The following is a 21,239-nucleotide window of genomic DNA, read 5'->3' as shown; positions in this document are numbered from 1 at the left end:
GGGTGGGGCCCGTGTGGTCGTGGCGCAGCATTCGCACGGCCCGGGTCAGTTCTGCAGAGGGTGCGCATCACGTCCGCCCACTGCTGGGGCCGGGCGGCCTCGCAGCCAGCGCAGTGGTAACGGTGGAACCAGACGCGGGCCGGGCCGTCCTGCTGGGCCGAAGGGCGGGTGCCACGGAACTCGGGCCGGAGAGGGACGCGAGCACAGCGGGCAGAGGTCTGCGTACAGCGATTCGTTGATCACGCGGCGGACTCTGCACACGCCGTGGGCCTACCGTCTCGGGCTGCCGCGCTTCCCGCCTGACGGGAAGCCGGGGTCAAGAGTTGGCGATAGTTGCCCGCCCGGCGGGAAGCACCCCGGATCACTCTTTTGCGCAGGTCAAGGCCCGTGTTTCATGGCCCGATGCTCAAAGCATGGAAGGTCGGGCCGAATGGCTGGCCGTACTACTGCAACGGCGTAATGGTCGGTGACGGCCATCGCCGTGCAGGCACGTCGCTGCGCGCAGCCCAGGACGCAGCCGGCGTTCCGGCCGGGTTCTGGACGGGCCGGGGCCTGCCCGCGGTCGGCCTGGCCGCCGGGGACGTGGTGACCGAGCGGCAGGCCGCACTCCTCATCGGGGAAGGCCGCCACCCGGACGCCGACCGGATCGAGCACGAGCGCCTGGCGGCGGGCGACGACCCGGCGAAGGCACGGCGTGCGACCGTGCTGGGCCGGCCCATCGAGCACAACCAGTCGCCTGCCACCGAGAAGGCCAAGGAGCGCTCGCCGTGGCTGGCCATGGATCTGGTGTTCCGGGCGCCGTCGACCGCGCAGATCGCGTGGGCGCTCTGCGATGACAAGCACCGCATGGTTCTGGAGCTGTGTCAGGACATCGCCCGGGACAAGACGCTGGCGTGGCTGGAGGAGGCGGTCGCGGAGATCCGTTGGGGGAGCGGCGGCAAGCACCGCGCCCCGATCCGGGACGGGCTGATCGTCGGGGTGTTCCGGCACTACGAGTCCCGAGCCCGAGAATCACGGCCCCTCCTCCATGACCATGCGGTGGTGTCGATCCGGGCCCGACGGCCGGACGGGAAGTGGGGGAACTGGTATCAGGACCGGATGCTGGCGCACATCGTGGCGGCCGGCACTCTGTACTCCCTCTACTTCATGGAAGAGGTTTCGGCCCGGCTCGGGTGGGCGTGGGAGCCGCGCGAGGTGACCGCGGGCAAAAGGCCGGTCATGGAGATCGCCGGGATCGACTGGCGGCTGATCGGCTGGCAGTCGACCCGCCGTCAGCAGATCGCCGACGCGTTGCCCGCCATCGTCGCCGACTACGAAGCCACGCAAGGGCACCCGCCGGGGGAGCGCGCCGCATACGCGCTGGGCCAGCAGGCCGCCGACCGGACCCGCCCACCGAAGCGCAAGGACCCGCGATCCCTGACCGAGCTGCGCGAGCTCTGGCGGAAGTCGGCGATCCGGGCCTACGGCGCCGACGTCATCGACCAGCTGGCGGAGCGGGCGCGGGCGGCGGCCGCAGCGGTGTGGGCGCGGGTCCGTCCGACCGTCGACATAGCGCTGGCGGCCGTCGACGTCGCCGCCGTGGTGTACGTGATGCGCGGCGCGTTCAAGCGCCACCACCTCCTTGCCGAAGCCCGCCGCCACCTCGCCTACGTCCTGCGCGGCCGACCCCACCAGCCCGGCCTGGATGAACAGATCGTGCAGAGCGCCGTCGACGAGTACACCCGCCCGGCCAGCCGCCGGATGATGACCGCCGACCTGCGCGCCCTGTACCCGGACGACACCGAGGACCAGGCCGTGCTGCGCCCGCTGACCCGCGCCCGCACGAAGTCCCCGTACGAGCGGGCCCGCCTCGCCGCCGGCGGGCTGACCGCCCGGGCCCACGCGGTACGCCGCGCGGACCGCCTGAACTCCCGGACCCGGCCGCACATCGTCGCCGTGCCCGCCACCCCCAGCCCGAAGCCGCGGCCGGACCGGACAGGCCGGAATCGGGCGCTGGCGACCGACGTCGCCACGGTGGAGCAGAACCGCCGGACGTTCGAGACCGCCGCCGCAGAGATGGCCGCCAGGCTCCAGGACGGTATCCGGGAACGAGCCGCCGCTCGCCGCCCCAGACCGCAGCCCGCCACGACGCCGCCGCGCACCCAGCAGCCTGTCCAGCCCGCGCCGGGCCGGACCACACCCACCGGAGGAGTCACATGACCACGCCGCCTGCAGACCCGAGGATCGAAGCCGTCGCCGCCCGGCTGAGGGAGGCCGCCCAGGAGCGCGCCGACGCTTACGGGCCGCCGCCGGCCTGGGAGCCGATCTGGAAGCGGCCCCGGAAGCCGAAGGCCGATCGGGAGAAAAAGCAGGAGCTGCGCAAGCAGCGCAAGCGACTCAAGGCGGCCGGGATACGCCGGTTCTACGGCGCCCAGTCGCGCCGGCCCCGGCCCCGGCAGAACCGCATCGGCAGTGCCGCAGCGCGCCGCGATGCGCGCGCTCTGTCCCGGATGCGGCACTCGAACGCCTGGCTGGGGTGACGATGCAGAGCATCATCCACCGAGTGGACAGCGCGATGCTCTGCATCCGGTGCACGATGCACGACATCGGATGCCGTGCATCCAGCGCGGCCACCGGGTGGACTCCACTCCCGTGCGCACCGGCCACCGGGTGGACTCCACTCCGGTACGTGTCGGCTGACGGTGGACTCCACTCCCGTGCGCACCGGCTGACGGTGGAGTCCACTCCCGTGCTCGCCACGATGTCGCCCACCGTGTGCGCGGCATCGTGGACAGGCGCCTCTATCACAGACCCCCTTGACCACGGTCTGTTCGGAGGCCCCAGCGGGCGTGGTCAAGGGGAAATGCGCCGGGTAGCGAACCTGGTCAAGGGGTAGAGCGTGCTCGGCCCACGCTGTCAAGGGGTGGGCCGAGCACGCGGTGCATCCGGAACTGGACGGGTAGCGCACCCGGTGCTGAACATCGAGTGCGGTGCACCGGGTGCGCGCATCGCGATGGGGACGGTGCGCTGCATCGTCTGGTGGCGGTGCGCACTCGATGCGCCGATGCGCACCACCAGCCGGCGCGGTGCACGCGCCGGATGCGGTGCACCGAACCCCGCACCGGCCGGAGTGCACCGCACACCGCACTACACGGCGGTGGTGTCCACCGGGTGCGGGCCCGGTGCGGGGTGCGCATCGAGTGCCTGGCCCAGCGCGACGGCCATCAGCTGCTCCAGGATGTCGGCGACGTCCTCGTGCGGCTCGGTGAGGATCTGGGCGGTGAAGCCGATGACGGCGCGGGCGATGCCCTCGGCCGCGGCGGGGCCGGCCTGCTCGTGCCAGGACCGCAGGGTGCCCGGGAAGCAGATCCCCAGCTCAAACAGCGCGAACGAGTCGTCGCACGGCACCTCCTCCTCGCCCGGGTCGGACAGGTTGGTGACCGGGATGACGACGCGCTGAGCGACTTCAACAGCAGCGCGGGCATCCGCGGCTCGGTTGCGGCGAAGCCAGCCGCGGCTTCGGCGTCGTCGGCCTCCACGGCGCGGAGGTAGTTGAAGGCGCTGATCACGTCGGTGGGGCAGAGCGGGGCGAGCAGAGCGACAGCCATGGAGAACTCCTCACGTACGGGCTGCCCCGCCGATCGCGGCGGCCTCGGAAGCGATCTTCGGAGCGCGGCTGTGGACAGAGGGACGGTGCCAGGAGGGGAGAGATCACCCTCCCCGGGCCGGGAACGGTCGGGGCTGCGGGTGCTGTGGCGCTGGTCACGGACAAAGCGCCCAGGCAAGGGGGTGGGCAAGGCGAAAACGGACACCCGTCAGTGGCAGCTGTCAGACCGCGGTCAAGGGGGGCCTTCTCACGGTGGCCAAGGCCCGTGCGCTTCATGCGTGCGGGCCGGACCTGTCACCGATCCGGCCGTCCGCGGCCGGGAAACCACGAGGACGCGATGACCACCGCCCCCATCCCGCCGACCCCACCGACCGCGCCGGATACTGCTGCGACAGCGAGCCCTGCGGCAAGCCCCGCTCCCAGCCCCGCAGCCTCAAGCCTCCGTCTGGCCGTTGTCGCTGATCACACCCCTTGTCCGCCCGCCCTGACTGGTTGCAACTCCTCTTCTCCCAGTACTGATGTACCTGGAGAAGCGTCCCGGGCCCGGAAGGCGGCGGCGGCGAAGGCAGGCGCGGACATCCGCGGCGAGGTCCTGCTCACCCTCGCCCAGCTGCGCCTGGCCACACCCCGCCAGCTCAAGGCCCTGCTGCTGCCACACCAGCAGGGCACCGACCACATACGCCGGGCGCTGCGCAACCTCCTCGACGACCGGCTGGTCGGCCGGACCCACCGGGCCCAGCAGAGCTACTGGTACTGCACTCCGGCGGGTCTCGCCGAAGCGGCCGCCTCCGGGGAGCTCGCACCGAAGGCCGGCCGGACCACAGGCCAGCGCGCGGCCAGCAAGACGGGCCTGCGCGAGCACGGCCTCGCCCTGGTCGACACCGTCGTCGCCTTCCACCAGGCGGAGGTGGCCGACTACGCCGACTGGCAGGTGGAAGTCGCCCACCCCACCCCGGCCGGGAACCTGGTGCCCGACGGCGTGGTGCTCCTGGCGGGCGGCTCCAGCGCGTTCGTGGAGATCGACCGGACCATGTCCTACGCCCGCCTGGTCGCCAAGCTGGAGCGCTACGACGCCTACCGCAACGCCCCGGCATCCGGACGCGGCAACGCCGCCCGCGCACCGCGCTCCCACTGGCAGGAGACCTACGCCGGCCCGTCCCTGGACCGGCCCTTCCCGCCGGTGCTGTTCGTCTTCGCCCCGGCCCCACGCCGCGCGGCGCCGGCCACGAGGGAGGCCGCCTTCCACGAGCGGGCCCGCCGGGTGGGGAGCGTGAACTACCGGCTCACCCTGGCCACCACGACCCTGCCCCTCCTGACCCACGACAGAGCCGACGGGCGCGTGTGGCGGGTCGTCGGGAACGGCCACGGCGAGGAACGCCGCGCCCTGGCTGCACTGCCGAAGGCACGGTGAGGCCAGGCCCCGCGAGCTGTGGGCAAGCCCCAGGCGAGCCTGGGCAAGCCACCCGCGAGAGCGGCTTGCCCACCCCGGCCGGAGGTGCTCCGGCCAGGCGGCGTCGGTCACGGCCTCCCTGGGCTTCCCGGCGAGCCGCGGCTGGCCGATGCCGGGTGACCGATGACCGGTCACTGCATCGGTCGGGAGTTGCATGGGTCGGTCACGGCGCTGACGTGCTGTTTGACCGATCGCGGGAGACGGATCGGTCACGCTCGGCCTGCCGATCGGTCACGGGTCCCGCTGGGCAAGCCCTCGGCAGGAAGGGCTTGCCCAGCGTCCGGATCGCGTGACGGGACGGTTCCCGAGGTCGTGGCGTAACCGGCTGGGACGCGGCGGCCCGGAGCCAGCCGACGCCCCCTCGCTGGCCGTAGACCGGAGCCATGAAACGAAACAAGCTGCAAGAGGACATGGACGGACTCCAGCGCCACGATCCAGACGACATGTGGCACGCCCTCACCCGCCTTCACACATCCCACCCCGAACCGGTCGACCGCTTCGAGTCGTTCGAGCGGCCGGGGGTGCTGCTGTCCCTCGCCAATCCGGATGACGTCCTGTTCCGGGCGCGGGTGGAGCTGTCCGGGGGCGAGACGATGGCCCACCTGCACAACCTGGCCTCCGCATTGACCAGATCGGTCCGTACGGTGCGATGTGTCGGCCTCATGTCGGTGAGCTGGTGGCAGTGACGGTTGATCAGATAGGGCTTTCCTTGCAGGTCTCTGGTATAGGGCAATGGCTGGCTGCTGACACGAGGTGGTGCTTTGTGTCCCGGTGGCTGACGTGAAGCGGTGTATCCACAGGTGGCTCACTGTCATGGAGGCGGTACATCGCAGAGAGGGCCGCCACCACGGGCGGCATCGTCGTCGACACCCGCGCCCGCTTCGGCTACACCGCCGCCCCGGGCACCACCGACGACGGCCGCCTGCGCCACCTCACCGTGGCGCTGCCGCCAGAGTTCGCCGCCCGCCTCTTCGACGCCCAAGAGGCCGGGGCCAGTGAGCAGCAACTGCGCGACATCGCCGCCGAAGGGCTCCAGGAGATCTACTTCAAGGACCGCGGCCGCCGCGCCGGCGGCCTCCTGGACGAATTCACCGACCTCGAGCACATCGAGTTCGACCTGTAGTTCCCCGAGCAGCACTGAGGCCCGAACCGCGACGGTTCGGGCCTCACTCGCGTACCCGTGGGGGACGGATTCTCATGCACGCGATGTCGTAGTCAACGACGCCACCACACGCCGGTCACCCCGCATCAGCCGCGGGATCAGCAGAAAGCCGGCTCTCCTGCGCAGGCGGCCAGCGTGCTGTTCCGGTGTGTGCTGCCTCTCCCTGACATGTGCCCCCCAAGGCTTTCTGGATCCGGTTGAGAGGGCCTGAGCATGGCACTCCGCTTGCGGTCTATGTGGGGGAAGGTCATCCAATTGTGATGAAAATGTGTGTGCGCCCCGAACGGGCTGCGTCCCCACCTGGCCGCGCGTCAGGTCCGGGGGCTCTGCGCGCAACTCCGTTGAGTAATCAAGCATGCGCATAACGTAATCGATATGGCCTGAACCTTTCTTGAGTCCGGCCGGGGAGCGGCAAAAGACTGCTCCTGTGCCAGAGACAGGCAGGGGCCGGGGAGGGGCCTCGCGCACATCAGCCATGTTCAAAATCTGAGGAGACCGCCACATGTCCGACACCGGGCATCGAAGCAGCGCACACCCGATCACGCTTACCGACGGCACTGCCACCCGGACCCGGGAGGTGGCCCACGCTGACCTCGGCCCCATCCAGGCGCTGCACCGCCGGTGCTCGCTGGGCAGCCGCGCGCTGCGCTATCACGCGGGCAAACTCGAGCTGTCCCGGGCCGGATGGCGGGTGCTGTCCGACCCGGAGCGCGGCACCACCTTGGTCACCACCACCGCCCAGCAGACGGACCGCATCATCGCCATGACCAACGTCATGCGCACCGATCAGCAAGGGGTCGGCGAACTCGCCGTGCTGATCGAGGACGCATGGCAGTCCAAGGGACTGGGCACCGCGCTGGCCGCGCACGCGGCCGATGTGGCCCGCCAGGCCGGCCACCACACCCTGACCGCCTCGGTCGCCGCGGTCAACGCACCCATGCTCCACGTCCTGGAGAGTCTGGACGCGCCGCCCACCCGCGCGACAGGGCCCGTCCTCGACATCCACATACCGCTGTAGCGGACCTCGGGCACCGGTCCGAGCCGACCCGCCACCCGGGCAGCCTCTGAGGCCCACTCAGGCGATCATCTCGCTCGCAGCGTTGACAGCGCGGCCGGCGAGGAGTGCAGCGTCTGCCACCGCTCGTCCGGCAACTCCGGATCGACGGTCAGCACGCTGGTGCCCATAGGTGCTCCGGCAGGAGTCTGTCCGGTCGGCCCGCCACATCGCCGCCTCGCCCCCCTCCCACACGCGAGTACCAAGTGGGTTGGGCACCACCATCCAGCAGCGCGGCACAAGCCCCAGGCCACAGCCGGTCTTCCTTCTTCGCCAACGTCAGCCACGAGTTCCGCACCCCGCTCACCCTGCTCCTGGGCCCGCTCCAACAGGCCCTGGCCGACGAGGACCGGCCCGAGCGGCGCGAGCAACTGGAGCTGGCCGAGCGAGGCGCCCTGCGCCTGCTGACCGTCGCTGCTGGGGCCGCCGAGTCCCTCGGCCATTGCCTGGTCCGCGGGTATGTCCACGGCACGAACGCGATCGTGATCGGCGAGCCCGCCGAACCGCCCGTGGGGACGCGCACGCCCCACGTCGCAGTCATGTCACTGCACGACTTTCAAGCGATCGTCACAGCCGCCGCCCACTACTGGGAAGAGGTTCAGCGTGATGCACGGCTCAACACCCTTAACCGATGAGGCAGCACCTTGAGTTCACCCAGAACACACGGGTCGAAAGCCTCCAGAAAGCCTGAACACCCGTCGGTTCCCGACGAAGAACCCTCAGTTTCGCTGAACCCGCGGGACTCGAGGCCCTGCGCTCGGGTAGCTACGACGAAGTGACAAGTAACGGCCTGTAGTCAACGTGGCCTTTGGATTCTTGAAGCCCGACCGGCAGCGCGAGCCGCTCCGGCCACCATGATCAATCTCGCCGTTAACCGCCGTACGGCTACTACTCGCCCCCGGGCGATTCGCATGCGGTCGGGCAGAGGTGGGAATAGCCCAGGTACTCATGTCCGCAGAGTGAGCAATCCTCGGGGGGAATCATGACGGGTGACCGTCTCGGTTCGGCCAGCCCAGCTCGCCGCACCCGGCGCCAGAAGATAACGGCTTGGTTTAGCCTCCATCCGATAACGATCGTCATATGGGGCTTTTTGCTGCTGCTGGTGGTGCTCGGCGTGATTGTTGCGCGCACCTACCACGGCACTGGCGAGCCGTGCCCGCCCGACAAGGTCTGTCATTTCGTCCGTTGAGCTTGCCGAACTGGCCAAACTCCCACCGGACGTCGTCCAGGTCGAGCATCCGTGCCTCGTTGATCCGAAGTCCCGACGGCCTGCGGTCACCCGAACCCGGAATAACACGCCGTCACATCGGCTACAGAGAGCTACTTGTCACTTTGCTGTAGCTACCCGAGCGCAGGGCCTCGGAGTGCGGCCTCCCATCTGGCCCGGGTCCGTTGGAGCGCCTGGTGGAGACGTTCGGCCGGTACCTCGAAGACGCCTTCGTGCTCGGGCCTTGATGATCTGCGGCTTTTTGTCGGTGGTGGTTCGGCATCGTGGTGTCAGTGCGGTAGGTATCGGGCTTTGCTGTTCAGTTTGTTGTTGTGGGTGACTTGACTGCTGTCGTAGATGCCGGTCTGGTGCTGACGTTCTTGGCGATGATGGGGGTCAGTTGCTTGCCGATCGGTACAGAGTGGAGGGAGCGGTGACCCCAGGGAGTCCTCGGCCGTCGACGCGCTCGTCGAGATCCCGTTGATGGTCGGTCGCCTGCCGACCGAGCGCCCCGGTCGCGTCCAAGTCGTCGTATGCGGCCGGGCCCACGAGATGCAGGTACTGAACCTCTCGAAGGCGAAGGCCGGCGAGTGGGCGCTGTCCGGCGTCCATGCGAGCGGTAGGACCGGCCCGCCCTGCACAAGCAGGCCGCCCTCCAGGCCCCGCTCGCCGGCTTCCTCACCGACGCCCGGAGCGGGCCTCCACGGGCCCCGGCCGAGGCCCCTGAGCCGCCCACCGACGCACCGCCGGCCGTGGACCCGGCCTACCCGGACCCGGTGGGCAAGCGCGGCGCTGAACTCCTGTATCGCGTGGGCGATCTCAAGCGCTGGGCGCGCAACCGTCCCCGCGTCGCCGTCGGCTCCACCGACCTGTCGTAACGCCGCCGGGTGACACGAAGGGCCCAGGGGGACCTCGTCGTCCGCGCCCGTGGTGCGACGGACAGTTCCCCAGGCTGCTGGACCGGCATACGCTGCTTATATGCCCAAGGAATCTCGCGAGGCCAAGCGGGCACGGAAGGCGGCGGTCCCGGTCGCATCCGCAGCGCCCGGCCCACGGCCTGGACCAGGTCGGGCATGGAGCCGCGGACATCCGCCCAGTACACGGAGTCGCAGTTCTTCGTGTCGACGCCTTCCCCGAGAACCCTGACGGAGCCCAGGTAGGCCTTCTCGACGACGGTGCCGTCCGTCGCGATCCCGGCGGCGAACTCACCCAGCACCCGGCGCCGGTGGAGTGGCTTGTGGTCCCCGCACAGCCAGTTCGCCCAGACCGTCTTCGGGTACAGCTCAGGGTCCGCGTCGTGCAGCCGCTTGGCGACGTCCGGCAGGCCGGCGGCGTAGGCTTCGGCCTCCTTGACCAGATGGTGGAAGACGAGCGTGCGGCGGAAGCCTTCCTCGGCGGAGGCTTTTACCAGGGCGGTCTGCAGTGCGGCGAGCCGCGCCCCGCGGACCTCCTCCGTGCGGCCTTCCGCATTCAGGAGCTGCGCGGCCTGGAGCGCGGTGTCGGTGACGTCGACGCATACGACCTGGTAGGGGGCGCAGATTCCCCGGTCGATGGCCTGCGAGAGCCTCAACGTGAACGCCCTGCTGCCGAAGGGCCCCTCAGGGTCGTCGTCCATGCTCGCGACCAGCTCACCGGGCACGTCACCCTGGCCCTCGTCGTTTCCGAGTTGCCACAGCCGGGGGGTGGCGGTCATGTACAGCCGGCGCAGCGAGGGGATCCGGGTGTTGTCGTGGACGACCGCCCAGGGCTTGCCGATCCGGCCCGACGTCCGGTGCGCCTCATCGACCACGATCAGGTCCCAAGCGGCAAGGCCGGCGGCGTGCGCCCGCTCCAGGGTGCCGAGCCCGAGGCTGGCGTAGGTGGCGAATACCGTGATCTTGTCGAATGGCCGCACCCACGCGACCAGTTCGTCCATGTCCGTGGTGTTGGGGAATCCGGTCTCCTCGCCTCGCAGCGAGGAGACCCCGATCACGGGGCCGCTCCGGCCGCCTTCGCGCCAGGCGGCCTCTGTCTGGGTCAGCAGGTCCAGTGACGGCACCAGGACCAGCACCCGGCCCGCATGCAATTCCTGCGCGCTGCGCACGGCCACCAAGGTCTTCCCGGACCCGGTCGCCATGATCACCTGTGTGCGGAGTCCTCGCTCGGGGACCAGGGCTCGTGCGGGCGGTTCGAGTGCGCGGACGACCGCGTCCACGGCTTCACGCTGGTGAGGGCGGAGTTCCTGCGCTGCCATCCCGTTCCTTGTCATCCTCGGTGATCATCTGCTGGCACGCCGGCTCCGGCTGGGTTGCTTCGGGTGCGGGTTTTCAGCCCGTCTGATCCGCGGTTGTCTGCTGCTTGCGGCGCCTGCGCAGTTCGCGCTGTGCTTGGGCTCGGGCACATTCCCGGGTGCAGTACTTGATGCCGCTGGTGCGGTTTTGCCCGTACTCGGCGCGGCCCCGCTGGCGGACGAAGTTCCGGCGGCAGGTCTCGTTGGCGCACTCGCGGATCGTGGCCTCCTCGGCGAGGTGGTTGTACAGCTGAAGGAAGGCGACCGACAGGATGCTGGGGTAACGGTCGTCCAGGCTGCCGATGCCGATGCTGAACGGCTTGAGCGCGGCGTTCAGCTCGCCGACCAGGTCGCCGATTCTCATTCCGAGGACGAGCTCGCGCATGTGGTCCAGGTCGCGCGGCCACTTCTCGTCGCGATGCGTGTTCCCGGAACGCCACTGTGCCAGCTGTTCCTCGCACACTTCGGGCTCGATGAGCGCGTCGAGTCCGCCCTCGCGGCGCAGGGCCAGCCAGGTGGTGATGGCTGACTGTGCCTGCGTGAGATAGAGGGTGGCCAGTTCGCCGTGCAGACAGAACGGGGCGCTGCGAGGGTGCTGGCGCTCGGTGAGCTCCTTGAGCCGCTCGTACTCGGGTTCGTCCCAGCTGCCGGTGTTGATGCTGCCGCCGAGGTAGCCGTAGGCGCGCATCAGGGCGGCGACGGCGTCGAGATCCGCGGGGTCCAGCTCCATGAGTTCACGCAAGTAAAAGTCCTCGGGCAGTGGAACGGTCTGTCCCTCGGAGCGCAGGTGCGGCTCCCAGACGATCCACTCGCCGTCGGCGCGTGCGCCGGGCACAGGCCGCAACTGCGGTGTGGGCACAGGGTTCCCCGGCCAAAGCGTGGGACGAAAGCGTGGGTCAACGTATGCCGCCATGAAGGGCATCATAGCTTCCGGAGGGTAGTACGAACCATGAACGCTTCGTATCACGCACAAAGGTCGGGGAACTTATCCAAGGGGGAGTCACGGTGACGCAATGGCAGGACCGCCGACTGGTCGGCGAAGCTCACGAACGACAGGTCGCCGCCGCTCTGACGGCACGCGGCTGGACTGTCCACCCCTGCGGACAAGGCACCTACCCACCCCCCGTACGCGACGCCTTGAGCCGAACCCGCTCCGCCCTGCGCCACTTCCCCGACCTGATCGCCGCCCGCGGCGCCGACCTCGTCACCATCGACGCCAAAGACCGCATGCCCAGCACCGACACCGATCGCTACGCCATCAGCGCCGCCACCGTGAACGCCGGCCTGCTCTTCACGGCAGCTCACGCCCCTACTCCGCTGTACTACGTCTTCGGCAACCTGACAGTCCTCACCCCGGCCGAAGTCGTCCACTACACCGCCCACGCTCTGCGCCACCGCAGCGGGGCCTTTCACCTCGTTCGCACAGAGCGAGCCCACCGCTTCGACGATGTCTTCGGACCGGAAAGGACGCTGGCCGCCGCATAGTGGTCGAGCCGTGCAGGAGCAGCGCGAACCCGACGACCGGCCCCTGCGGAGCCGTGTCAACTGTGTCCGGGGCGGCGTGCACTGAGCATCTCCGGCACGACCCTCGCCAAGTGATTCTGGACGGCCGTCGGGCGCGCAGGCTCGGCCAGATGATCGATCCCGAAGGGTGCCAGCGATCACTGTGTCTCGCGGACAGCTTCGACCGCTTCCCGGACGTCCGCGTGCGGGTCGTTTGCGAGACTGTCCAGCAGCTCGGCGACCCCGGGGGTGGACCAGCGGCCGACCGCCCACACAAACTCCTCCCGCACGCTGGGGTCGGGATGGGCGGCAAGTCGGGCCAGTTGGGCCAGGGGGCCTCGTCGGCGCATTGCGAACCAGTGCAGTGCCTCCTGCAGCACGGCCGGGTCTCCGGGCTCGCCGGCTGCCGTGATCCGGGTGAGCAGGACTCTGGCCGGTGGCGGCGGACCGTCCAGTGGGTGCGGCAACCGCTCGCGCAGGCGCCGCGCCCCGTACCTGCCGCGCACCCGGCATCCGAAGCAGGTGCAGGGGCGAACGCCATGCGCGTCCGGCTGGTAACGCCAGCCCATCACCTGTGGCGCGGTACGGATCCGGTGCACTTCACGCGGCCGGATCGCCCGGGGCACGAACACCTCCCATCCCCGCGGATCGTCCAGGGCAGCGATCCGCCGCACCGCCTCAGCCGCTGGAACGGCGGCCCGGGCCTCCCGCAGCCGGTCCGCGTAGCGCCCGACCAGCACATGCTGATCGTCGTCCAGTCGCGCATGGACGGCCACAATCCCTCCCCGGCTGCCGAAACGGGCCAGCTCACGCAGCCATTGGTGCGTGAGGGTGTACGAGGGCAGTACCGGAAAGCAGTACACCCCGCGCGTACCGCCTTGTCCGGAGCTCGCGGCGCGGATCCCGGCCCGTCGGATGCGCGGCGCGTTCGCCGCCGAGGTCACGTGCACGAACATCGCCATAACCGGATGCTAGGTGACCGGTTCCACCGCCCGCATGGCATGAGACGAGCGCCAGCACAGGTGAACGTGGCGCAGGCCGCGGTCTGCCGCAGGAACGGCAGGCCGAGCATGTGCGGTTCAGCGCGGCGGCCTGAACAGCCTGGGATGCTCAGGCGGCCGAAATGGAGCGTGGCGGACTGGAGAACACGTGCGATGCAGGGGCCCGAGGGAACACCGCGGCACCGACACGGCAGCCCAGCCCAGCCCAGCACCGAACGCCTTGAGCTCCGGGCCGCGCCCACCTGCTGGCCGGTCATGTCTCCGGGGAGACCAGCAGTAGGGAGTTACCGGCTGGGGGCAGGCAGTTGTCGGTTCACCGTCCGAGGGCTAGGGCCGCATGGTAAGCGTTAGGGCCGCGTCGACTGGTGCGGCTGGCTGGCTGCTTGCCGCAGTCAGGGCGATGCGGCCTGACGCAGAGCGGACAACTTTGGCTTGTCCGCGGTGGGGCGGCCCGGAGCTGGGCGGTGGGGAGTCCTGCTGCCGATGTGACGAGAGGCGGGGGTTTTGACTGTGGGAGCAGGAGTACTGGTTCTAGCGGCCGCTGTGATCGGAGGCGCTGTTTCGCTCGTCGCCGTCTTCATCACGCAGCGCTCGGCAGAGCGTGCCAACGAGCGTGAGCAGGCACGGATCGAGCGCCATCGGCAGGAGGACCAGGCACAGGCACGGGAGAGCCGTCTGCTTGAGGAACGGCAGGCCTCCTATGTGCGGTTCAGCGCGGCAGCCCGAACCGCTCGGGACGCATTGGCAGCCTGCATGCACGACCTGCGGCGTGAAGGCAGACTGGAAGCCACGCGCCGCGAGGAACTGGAAGAACGCTGGCACGCCTACGTGGCTCAGCACGCGGAAGCTCACATCATCGCCTCCGATCCCGTTCTCGGCGCGATCGGTGGGGTCAATGGCTCTTTGCGGAAGATCTACGGCTTCGTCAAGCGTCTGGATACTGGCCCAACGGCGCCGGGAGACAGCCTGGAAGTCTTGGAGGAACGGGTCGACGGGCTCTGGGACCACTTGGTCGATTTGCGCCAGGCGATGCGTCAAGACCTGGGCCTATCGACGTCGGATGGCCAGGCGGGGGCTTGAGCGTGCCTACGGGGTAGACCGGCGAAGCACGGAACTCCGCGTCCTGGGCACCTAGAAGCGGCCACCACTGCTGGCGTGTTCATCCGCGCCGGTACGGCCTTTGCCACCGCCATGGGTCGGTGCTGCAGGGAGGGTGATCCTGCTTCCTTCGAGGAGGGCGCTCAGCGGCCGAGGAAGGCGCCGTAGATGGCGCTGAAGGCCCTTCGGGGCCACTGCTGGCCCGCTCTGATCGTTCGGCTGCGCTGTACAGAGGAGTTCGGCAAGAATCGGCTGGTGTACGCCGACGATCTACTGGGGTGTCTGTGACTACGTCGTTGCTCAAAGGGCAGAACGCTGTGCTGTCGGCCGGTCCGGTCTCGTTCACTGTCTCGGCCTCGGGGCTTGCCGTGGACGTGTCGGCTTTGCTCCTCGGGCCGGACGGCAAGGTCCGCGGTGACGATGACCTGGTCTTCTACAACCAGCCCAAGCACGACGGTGTCAGTCTCTCTGGGCAGACGGTCACGGCCGATCTCCAGCGCCTGCCCGCCGGCGTCGCCACCGTCGTCGTGGTCGCCAGCGCCGACCCGCTGCAGCCGGAAGCCGTATTCACCACGGCGCCGCTCCTGTCCATCACCCAGCCCGGCGCACCCACCCAGACGTTCGTCGCACCCGACTTCACCGCCGGGGAGACCGTGGTGGTCCTTGCGGAGCTCTACCGTCGCGGAGACGGGTGGAAGGTTCGGGCGGTGGGCCAGGACTACGCATCGGGGCTCGCGGGCCTGGCCACCGACTACGGCGTCGACATCGACGATCCCGGCACCGAGCCGTCGGCTGCTTCCGTACCGGCACAGGCCCAGTCCACAGCCGGCACAGCGGTGGACCTGTCGAAGGTGCAGCGCCAAGCCCCAGGTCTACTGGAGCCTGCCCGGCAGGCCGGGCACGCTCTCACCCAGACAGGACTCGCTGGACGGCGCGCCGCGGTCTATCTGGTTCTTGACCATGACTGGCACATGAAGGAGCTGTACGAGTCGTTCGCCGTCCAGGCTTTCGCCGAGCGGGTCCTCGCCTTGTCGGCCAACCTGGACGATGACGGCACGGTACCGGTGATCTTCTCCAGCGGACAGGAGCCGTTCCTTGAAGAGATCCGGCTGGACAACTACCGCGGCCGCATCGAACAGTTGCATACGCAGGTGGACTGGGGATGGGGCAACGTAGCCGACGCCATGCGCCGGGCAGTGAGCCACTACCAGGAGTCCGGAGCATCCGACCCGGCCTTTGTGGTCATCCAGGTCGGCGACGAGCCATGGGACAAAGCTGAAGCCCGTTCCCTGCTGCAGAACACCGCCGCACTGGGCATGTTCTGGCTGTTCGTCGGGTTCGGCCGGGGCAAGCTCGCCTTCTACAAGAACCTCAACGCCTCCGCATCGGCCACCTTCAACAACGTCGCCTTCTACGAGGCCAGCAAGAATCCGGGGGCCGTTCCCGGTGAGCAGTTCTATAACGGTCTCGTCCAGGCGTTTGCCTCCTGGATGAAGGCTTGAACAGACCGGTACCCGCCCTCCCATCGATGCGATGTCCGAGATTCCCACCCGGTGATCGTGGCGGGCAACAGGACGAAGGTTGGCTGATGCTGCTCTGGGGTTCACTCCACGAGGCGCGCGGTCCGGGCGGTAGTCAGCCATTGGGGGAACTCCTGCAGGAGCCGGTCGAAGAGTTGGTGGTCGTTGGTGGCATGTGGGGTGCGGCCGGCGTGGAAGAAGCCAGCGTTGTCGACGATGCGGCGGGCTGGGACGGCGAGGGTGTCGAGCTTGCGCAGGAACGCGAACTCGTTGTCGTCGGGGTCGCCGAAGCCGATGAACTGCCAGAACAGAGGTAGGCGGGCTGCTTTGCAGAGGTAGCGTTCGGCGGCGAGTTTGCTGGTGGGGCCGCCGTCGGTCTGGAAGATGACCAGGGCAGGGGCGTCGCTGCCGGAGCCTGTGTAGTGGTCGATCACCTCGTCCATGGCCCAGTGGTAGTTCGTGCGGCCCATGTGACCGAGATTTTCGTGCAGCTTGTTGATGTGGCCGCGGTGACGGCCGAGCGTCAGGTCGGTGGAACCGTCAACGTCTGTGGAGAAGAACACCACCGGGACGATGCCGTCGTCATCGAGGTGTGCCGACAGCGACAACACCTGCTCAGCCAAGTGCTGCATGGTGCCGTTCCGGTAGTACGGCCGCATCGACCCGGAGCGGTCCAGCACGAGGTAGACCGAGGCCCGCACGCCCTCCAGCCCGTGCCTGCGGACACTGTTACCCGCCTCCTTGTACAGACTGACCAGGTCAGGCGCACGCTCCAGCACCTTGGACAGACTGATAGCCGGGGCACACTCACTGCTCTTCGACGAAATCACCCCTCCATGGTGAGGCCACGCCCTAGAGCAGGTGGAGGCTTCACCTCATGCGACCGAGAAGAACCGGTATGTTACGCCGAAACCCATCTCGCGATCGCCGGGCTGGTCTCGGACCGCTCCGCTCGCAGGGCCACCCGCCGCAAGACCAGCACCGAACTGGTGCTCGTCCGGCAGACCGCCTGCTGATCAACCACCAGCCGCCAGCACGCCCCGATCTCAATCGCTCCCAAACTCGTTACTTGCCTGCGCTGACGATCATGCTCCTGAACTGCGCAGGAACCCTTCGACCCGTAGATAACGTACGCGGCCGGGGTGAACGTCCAGACGCTGCGCTATTGCGAGCGGCGCGATCTGCTCGCCGAACCGAGCACGGCCAGGACGACGGCGAGGGCGGGCAGCCAGCCCACCACCGCCCCGGCCCCGGAGCCGACGACCCGGCGGTAATCAAGACGGGCAGCGCGCAGCACGCCACGCAGGCCAGGGCGGCCAGGCCCCCGAGCGCCTTCGGGGCGCAGTGGGGGCGGAGGTCAGCAGCAGGGCCCGGCATGGCGGTTCTCCTCGGCGAGGTCGGTGAAGGGGATGGGGCAGCAGGCGCTAGAGGCGCAGACGGTCAGGTCGTCGCAGCCGGCTGCGACGGCGGTGGCCAGGCTATCCAGCTGCTCGCCGACGGCACCGCCCCCTGTCGCCTGTGCCGGCCGGACACGGAGCTCGGCTTCCTCGACCGCGGACCGGATCGGCCGGCATCAGCGGCTCGATCCGGTCCCACATCGCATCAGTGATCACTAATCGGACAGACACATCCGATCAACTGACCAACCGATCAAAGAGACACGCTCTAGTGCTGTCAGTGCCCGTTGATAACGTGCTTCGTCCAGTCGTGGAGTTCATAAAGGGACGTGCTAAGTGCGGGATGTGACATGCCATCAGGTCGGCGAGCAGCGGTTGGCCGAGGCGCTCGACGACATCGACGGGCGGGCCTACACGCGGTGGCACTCGCTGCGGTACGGCAGCATCTCGCCGACGCTGATCCGGGCCATGGCGGACGAACTGCTCGACCATGTCGCCGCGCGAACGGTGACGGAGCCAGGGCTCGACGCCGCGGCCGGCACGGTCGCCGTCACCGCCGCGGAGTGTGTGCAGGGAGTGTTGAGCATCATGTGCTTCCCGGACGGGGATCAGGAACTCCGGTTCTCCCTCGTCGGGGAGCGGATCAGCACGGACCCGGACGATGACGAGTTCGGGGACGGGCCCATCACCTTCCGGGACGTCGTCACGGAGGCGCCCACCGCGCGGACCTGGCTCGACATGTTCGAGATCTGTGTCGTCAGCGGGCATGTGTGGGACTGGGAGCAGGTCACCGGGCTGCTGCTGCGCGGGAACTACGCGCGGGCCATCCGTGACGGCGTGCCCTACAACCGGTACACCTCCGTCTCCGACCCCGCCGACCTCGCCGCCATGGACGCCCTGTGCCCCTATCTCACCGAGGCGGCCGGGCATCTGCCCCGCGACTGGCCTACGGTTGCGCTGCGCAAGCCGGACGCCGGGGAGCGCGCGGAGGCCGCCCGGCGGCTCGACGAGGTCGGCGACGCGCTGAGCGCGGACCAGCAGCTGCTCCGCGTACTCCTCGACGACGACCAGCACGCCTTCGAGGACGCCCTCGTCGCCCGGCTGGTCGCGTACCGGGAGAGCGTCGAAGCCGATGCTGGTGATCCCGCGCCTCGGTCCCTCCTCCCCCTCGGCACCCTCGCCCTGGCCTGCCTCGCCGTCCAGGTCCATGGGTGGGAACTCGGTGTCCGGTCCGGGTACCTGCCGTACGGTCTGTTGGGATCGCCGGACGCGCCGCGCCGGGCGGCGGAGGGGAACCGTAACGATTTGGGCTGCTGGGCCGCCAAGTAGGCCACCCGGGGTGCGGAAGTGGGTCTGGCCCGACATCAGGACATCGTCGTGGAAACGGACTCGTCCCCACCGAGGCAGCGCGTACGTCTGTGCGATAGACAAGGACGGAAGACCACCCTGCCCCACGTCGGCGAACGCCATCTGCCGGATCTCCACTCCCTGTGACCCCGGTGGCCCCGACGGCGCCGAGCCTCAGTCCGTGTCTTTCGCGATGATCCGAAAGACACGGCCGGCCGTTTCGTTTGGATCATCGGGCGGACCAGGGGAGGATGCCCGCGACGTGCAGTCCTGCCAGGTAGATGGTCGCTGTCTTCTCGTAGCGGGTGGCGATTCCGCGCCACTGCTTCAAGCGGTTGATGCACCGCTCGACCGTTCCAGGCGATCGCATCGACCACCTCGCGATGGTCCTGCCACCGGCCACCCCGCTTCGGTGTCCGGTCCGGGAGCAACGGCTCGATCCGCGGGCGCGGTCGCGTGCGGAGCAGACGCCGCTGCTGGCCGTGTCTGCCGAATGAAGCGGAGGGGCTGCGGCACCATGGCGTCATGAGTGAGCGTTACTGGTTCCGGTCGCACACCGACTGGAGGCGGGTGCCGTGCCTGCCGGAGGGGGAAGCCCAGGTATTGGCGGAGCAGATCCGGTTGACGGTGACGGTGATCAATCAGTATCTGGAACATCATGCTGTCTCGGCTGAGTTGGCTGCGCTGCAATTGCGTGGTCTGGTGCGTGAGGCGGCTGTACGTGGCAAGTGCTTCCGCTATGACGGGGAAGACCGGCGCAGTCACCGGGGACGGGTGGAGGAGATGCTGCGCCTGGAGACGTGCCGGGCGCTGGGGGACTTCGGCATCCTGCTGGCGATGGACACTCTGACCGCTGTCGCTTACCGGGCACCGGGGAGGGACGCGACGTGGGTTGCGATGAACACAGCGCGTGAGGTCCGCGCGGAGCGGGCAGAAAAGCTCCGCGCGGAGCTGGAAGAGACTCGCCTCGAGCGGCTACAGGAGCGTTGGAGTCGGCAGGGTTGCTGTAGCTGGCAGGGCCAAAAGATTCCCGTGCCGGCTGCGCGACCGCGCCTGGGCTCTCCTGAGGAGTTGCGCGGTGTTGCGCCCCGATCAGAGTTCCCCTGTCGAGCGTCACGGGTGCGCTTTTTCTTTGTCGATCTGCCTAAGAGGCCCTAACAAAGGCGTTGGACGTGTCGGTGGGTGATGAGACAGGTGGCGAGGCCGAGGAAGGCTTCATGGATGTCGTCGCGTCGTTCCCAGCGGACACGAAGTCGGCGAAAACCGTGGAGCCAGGAGATGGTGCGCTCGACGACCCAACGGAAGATGCCAAGGCCGGAGCCGTGTGGCTGACCGCGTTCGGCGATCGCGGGCCGGATGCCGCGTTTCCACAGCAGCCGCCGGTACTTGTCATGGTCGTAGCCGCGGTCCGCGAAGAGCATGTCTGGCCGTCTCCGTGGCCGCCCGACCGTGCCGGCCACGGGCGGAATCTTGTCCAGCAGCGGGATCAGCTGAGTGACGTCGTTGCGATTGCCGCCGGTCAGCGACACCGCGAGCGGGATGCCCCGCCCGTCGACAAGGACGTGATGCTTGCTGCCCGGCCGTGCGCGGTCGACCGGGCTGGGACCGCTTTTGGGCCCCTGCGGGCCGCCCGCACGTGGGAGGAGTCGATCACCGCCCGCGACCAGTCCAGCTGCTTCGCCGACCGCAGCTTCTTCAGCAGCACCACGTGCAGCTTCTCCCACACACCGGCCTCGTTCCAGGCGGCCAGGCGCCGCCAGCAGGTCATGCCCGAGCCGAAGCCCAGCTCCTGGGGCAAGTACTCCCACTGGATGCCCGTGTGCAGCACAAACAGGATCCCGCACAGGGCTCGTCGGTCCGGCACCCGCGGCCGCCCCGCCACCAGTTTCGGCCCCGGCTCGGGCAGTAACGGCTCGATGAGCGACCACAGTTCGTCCGACACGATCCACGGCCGCGACTGACGTTTCCCCACGACCGGACCAACGACCACCCAAGTCGAAAGTCACTTGATCAACAACTTCTGTTAGGGCCTCTAAAAGGGGGGGCGAACACACAGGTCCGAGCCCCGTGGACCGGGGCAAGCCGGGTTCCAAGATGCACGTCTTGTCGGACACGAAGGGACTGCCCCTGGTCGTCGGCGTCTCCGCCGCGAACGTCCACGACAGCGAAGGCTTGAAGCCGATGCTGGCCGCCCACCAAACGAGACACGACCCCCATCGCGGGCGCCACTTCAAGCCTCAGCGCCTGCATGCTGACAAGGCCTACGACCGGGCTGACCTGCGTAGATGGTTACGCGGTGTGCGCATCGGCGTCCGTATCGCACGCAAAAGGCATCGAGTCCAGCCAGCGATTAGGGCGCCGAAGGTAGGTTATCGAGCGCACCATGTCCTGGCTGACCGGCTACCGCAGGCTCAACCACCGCTACGAACGAAACCCCCGCAACTACCTGGCCTTTCTCGGCCTCGCCGCAGCCCTGTGCTGCTACAAACGACTCGTCCGCCTCACCACGTAGGACACGGTCTTAGACGGTGTCCTACATGGTGAGTTGGTCGTTGGGTTTGTTATGGGGAGTGGGCGGTGGGGATGGATTGTTCCGGACGGGCTGTGGGAACTCGCGGAGCCGTTGTTGCCGGCTGCTCGGGTGC

At 68.8% G+C, this 21,239-nt stretch carries 20 protein-coding genes and 2 pseudogenes; 14 read left to right on the top strand and 8 right to left on the bottom strand.

Annotated elements, in window-relative coordinates:
- Positions 1 to 459: 459 nt before the first annotated feature.
- Together mobF and E2E34_RS15115 are read left to right on the top strand one after the other, a co-directional pair.
- Positions 460 to 2,199 (top strand): MobF family relaxase, encoded by a 1,740-nt coding sequence (gene mobF / locus E2E34_RS15120; protein ID WP_138902427.1) that lies wholly within the window; start codon positions 460 to 462, stop codon positions 2,197 to 2,199.
- Positions 2,196 to 2,519 carry a hypothetical protein gene (locus tag E2E34_RS15115; protein WP_138902424.1) on the top strand — a complete coding sequence of 108 codons (324 nt, stop codon included), beginning with the start codon at positions 2,196 to 2,198 and terminating at the stop codon, positions 2,517 to 2,519. Before mobF ends, E2E34_RS15115 begins: the two co-directional genes overlap by 4 nt.
- A gap of 607 nt (positions 2,520 to 3,126) precedes the next feature.
- On the opposite strand, the gene E2E34_RS36450 is transcribed toward E2E34_RS15115, so the two are convergent.
- On the bottom strand, positions 3,127 to 3,387 hold the full coding sequence (locus tag E2E34_RS36450) for a hypothetical protein (RefSeq protein ID WP_244315762.1): 261 nt from the start codon (positions 3,385 to 3,387) through the stop codon (positions 3,127 to 3,129).
- A 536-nt stretch (positions 3,388 to 3,923) separates the two neighbouring features.
- Here E2E34_RS36450 and E2E34_RS15105 point away from each other — a divergent pair.
- The 6 genes and pseudogenes from E2E34_RS15105 to E2E34_RS15080 all read left to right on the top strand — a co-directional run bounded on the left by E2E34_RS15105 (position 3,924) and on the right by E2E34_RS15080 (position 8,441).
- On the top strand, positions 3,924 to 4,997 hold the full coding sequence (locus E2E34_RS15105; protein WP_138902423.1) for a replication-relaxation family protein: 1,074 nt from the start codon (positions 3,924 to 3,926) through the stop codon (positions 4,995 to 4,997).
- 422 nt (positions 4,998 to 5,419) lie between these two features.
- Positions 5,420 to 5,722, top strand: coding sequence for a hypothetical protein (locus tag E2E34_RS15100; protein WP_138902422.1), 303 nt, complete (start codon positions 5,420 to 5,422; stop codon positions 5,720 to 5,722).
- Positions 5,723 to 5,871: 149 nt separating this feature from the next.
- Positions 5,872 to 6,159: pseudogene (gene tpg, locus E2E34_RS15095) on the top strand (telomere-protecting terminal protein Tpg); the annotation flags it as partial.
- 541 nt (positions 6,160 to 6,700) lie between these two features.
- A complete protein-coding gene (locus E2E34_RS15090) occupies positions 6,701 to 7,216 on the top strand; it encodes a GNAT family N-acetyltransferase (protein ID WP_138902421.1) in 516 nt (171 codons plus the stop codon).
- A 242-nt stretch (positions 7,217 to 7,458) separates the two neighbouring features.
- Positions 7,459 to 7,887 carry a histidine kinase dimerization/phospho-acceptor domain-containing protein gene (locus E2E34_RS15085; protein WP_208765250.1) on the top strand — a complete coding sequence of 143 codons (429 nt, stop codon included), beginning with the start codon at positions 7,459 to 7,461 and terminating at the stop codon, positions 7,885 to 7,887.
- A 347-nt stretch (positions 7,888 to 8,234) separates the two neighbouring features.
- Positions 8,235 to 8,441, top strand: coding sequence for a hypothetical protein (locus tag E2E34_RS15080; protein WP_138902419.1), 207 nt, complete (start codon positions 8,235 to 8,237; stop codon positions 8,439 to 8,441).
- 781 nt (positions 8,442 to 9,222) lie between these two features.
- Here E2E34_RS15080 and E2E34_RS15075 read toward each other — a convergent pair.
- Together E2E34_RS15075 and E2E34_RS15070 are read right to left on the bottom strand one after the other, a co-directional pair.
- Positions 9,223 to 10,692 (bottom strand): DEAD/DEAH box helicase family protein, encoded by a 1,470-nt coding sequence (locus tag E2E34_RS15075; RefSeq protein ID WP_425573454.1) that lies wholly within the window; start codon positions 10,690 to 10,692, stop codon positions 9,223 to 9,225.
- Between the two features lie 73 nt (positions 10,693 to 10,765).
- Positions 10,766 to 11,563, bottom strand: a complete 798-nt coding sequence (locus E2E34_RS15070; RefSeq protein ID WP_138902418.1) for a hypothetical protein — start codon at positions 11,561 to 11,563, stop codon at positions 10,766 to 10,768.
- A gap of 302 nt (positions 11,564 to 11,865) precedes the next feature.
- On the opposite strand from E2E34_RS15070, the gene E2E34_RS15065 reads away from it, so the two are divergent.
- Positions 11,866 to 12,213, top strand: a complete 348-nt coding sequence (locus E2E34_RS15065) for a hypothetical protein (RefSeq protein ID WP_244315761.1) — start codon at positions 11,866 to 11,868, stop codon at positions 12,211 to 12,213.
- A gap of 176 nt (positions 12,214 to 12,389) precedes the next feature.
- On the opposite strand, the gene E2E34_RS15060 is transcribed toward E2E34_RS15065, so the two are convergent.
- Positions 12,390 to 13,193, bottom strand: coding sequence for a HEAT repeat domain-containing protein (locus E2E34_RS15060; RefSeq protein WP_208765248.1), 804 nt, complete (start codon positions 13,191 to 13,193; stop codon positions 12,390 to 12,392).
- 582 nt (positions 13,194 to 13,775) lie between these two features.
- On the opposite strand from E2E34_RS15060, the gene E2E34_RS15055 reads away from it, so the two are divergent.
- Both E2E34_RS15055 and E2E34_RS15050 read left to right on the top strand, forming a co-directional pair.
- Entirely contained in the window at positions 13,776 to 14,312 is a 537-nt protein-coding gene (locus tag E2E34_RS15055) for a hypothetical protein (RefSeq protein WP_138902416.1), read from the top strand.
- A gap of 296 nt (positions 14,313 to 14,608) precedes the next feature.
- Positions 14,609 to 15,832 carry a VWA domain-containing protein gene (locus E2E34_RS15050; protein ID WP_244315759.1) on the top strand — a complete coding sequence of 408 codons (1,224 nt, stop codon included), beginning with the start codon at positions 14,609 to 14,611 and terminating at the stop codon, positions 15,830 to 15,832.
- Positions 15,833 to 15,933: 101 nt separating this feature from the next.
- Here the strand turns inward: E2E34_RS15050 and E2E34_RS15045 are convergent, their stop codons facing one another.
- Positions 15,934 to 16,680 (bottom strand): vWA domain-containing protein, encoded by a 747-nt coding sequence (locus tag E2E34_RS15045; RefSeq protein ID WP_138902415.1) that lies wholly within the window; start codon positions 16,678 to 16,680, stop codon positions 15,934 to 15,936.
- A 332-nt stretch (positions 16,681 to 17,012) separates the two neighbouring features.
- On the bottom strand, positions 17,013 to 17,147 hold the full coding sequence (locus E2E34_RS36995) for a hypothetical protein (protein WP_279637889.1): 135 nt from the start codon (positions 17,145 to 17,147) through the stop codon (positions 17,013 to 17,015).
- Positions 17,148 to 17,583: 436 nt separating this feature from the next.
- On the opposite strand from E2E34_RS36995, the gene E2E34_RS15025 reads away from it, so the two are divergent.
- Entirely contained in the window at positions 17,584 to 18,576 is a 993-nt protein-coding gene (locus E2E34_RS15025) for an immunity 49 family protein (protein ID WP_138902413.1), read from the top strand.
- 247 nt (positions 18,577 to 18,823) lie between these two features.
- Here E2E34_RS15025 and E2E34_RS15020 read toward each other — a convergent pair whose 3' ends face one another.
- The gene (locus E2E34_RS15020) at positions 18,824 to 18,964 is read right to left on the bottom strand and encodes a hypothetical protein (RefSeq protein WP_425573453.1); all 141 of its coding nucleotides are present in this window, start codon (positions 18,962 to 18,964) and stop codon (positions 18,824 to 18,826) included.
- A gap of 155 nt (positions 18,965 to 19,119) precedes the next feature.
- Here E2E34_RS15020 and E2E34_RS15015 point away from each other — a divergent pair, with 155 nt between their 5' ends.
- The gene (locus E2E34_RS15015; protein WP_138902412.1) at positions 19,120 to 19,752 is read left to right on the top strand and encodes a hypothetical protein; all 633 of its coding nucleotides are present in this window, start codon (positions 19,120 to 19,122) and stop codon (positions 19,750 to 19,752) included.
- On the opposite strand, the gene E2E34_RS15010 is transcribed toward E2E34_RS15015, so the two are convergent.
- A protein-coding gene (locus E2E34_RS15010; RefSeq protein WP_439333683.1) for an IS5 family transposase occupies positions 19,749 to 20,539 on the bottom strand; the annotation gives its coding sequence in 2 pieces (ribosomal slippage) (positions 19,749 to 20,218 and positions 20,218 to 20,539; 792 coding nt in all). The two genes, E2E34_RS15015 and E2E34_RS15010, sit on opposite strands and share 4 nt — an antisense overlap.
- Positions 20,540 to 20,607: 68 nt before the next feature.
- On the opposite strand from E2E34_RS15010, the pseudogene E2E34_RS15005 reads away from it, so the two are divergent.
- A pseudogene (locus E2E34_RS15005) lies at positions 20,608 to 21,106 on the top strand (IS5 family transposase); the annotation flags it as partial.
- Positions 21,107 to 21,239 lie beyond the last annotated feature (133 nt).

The organism is Streptomyces albidochromogenes, assembly GCF_005981925.1.
In the GTDB taxonomy this organism is placed as follows: domain Bacteria; phylum Actinomycetota; class Actinomycetes; order Streptomycetales; family Streptomycetaceae; genus Streptomyces; species Streptomyces albidochromogenes.
This window is presented reverse-complemented; position numbering and strand designations above follow the sequence as displayed.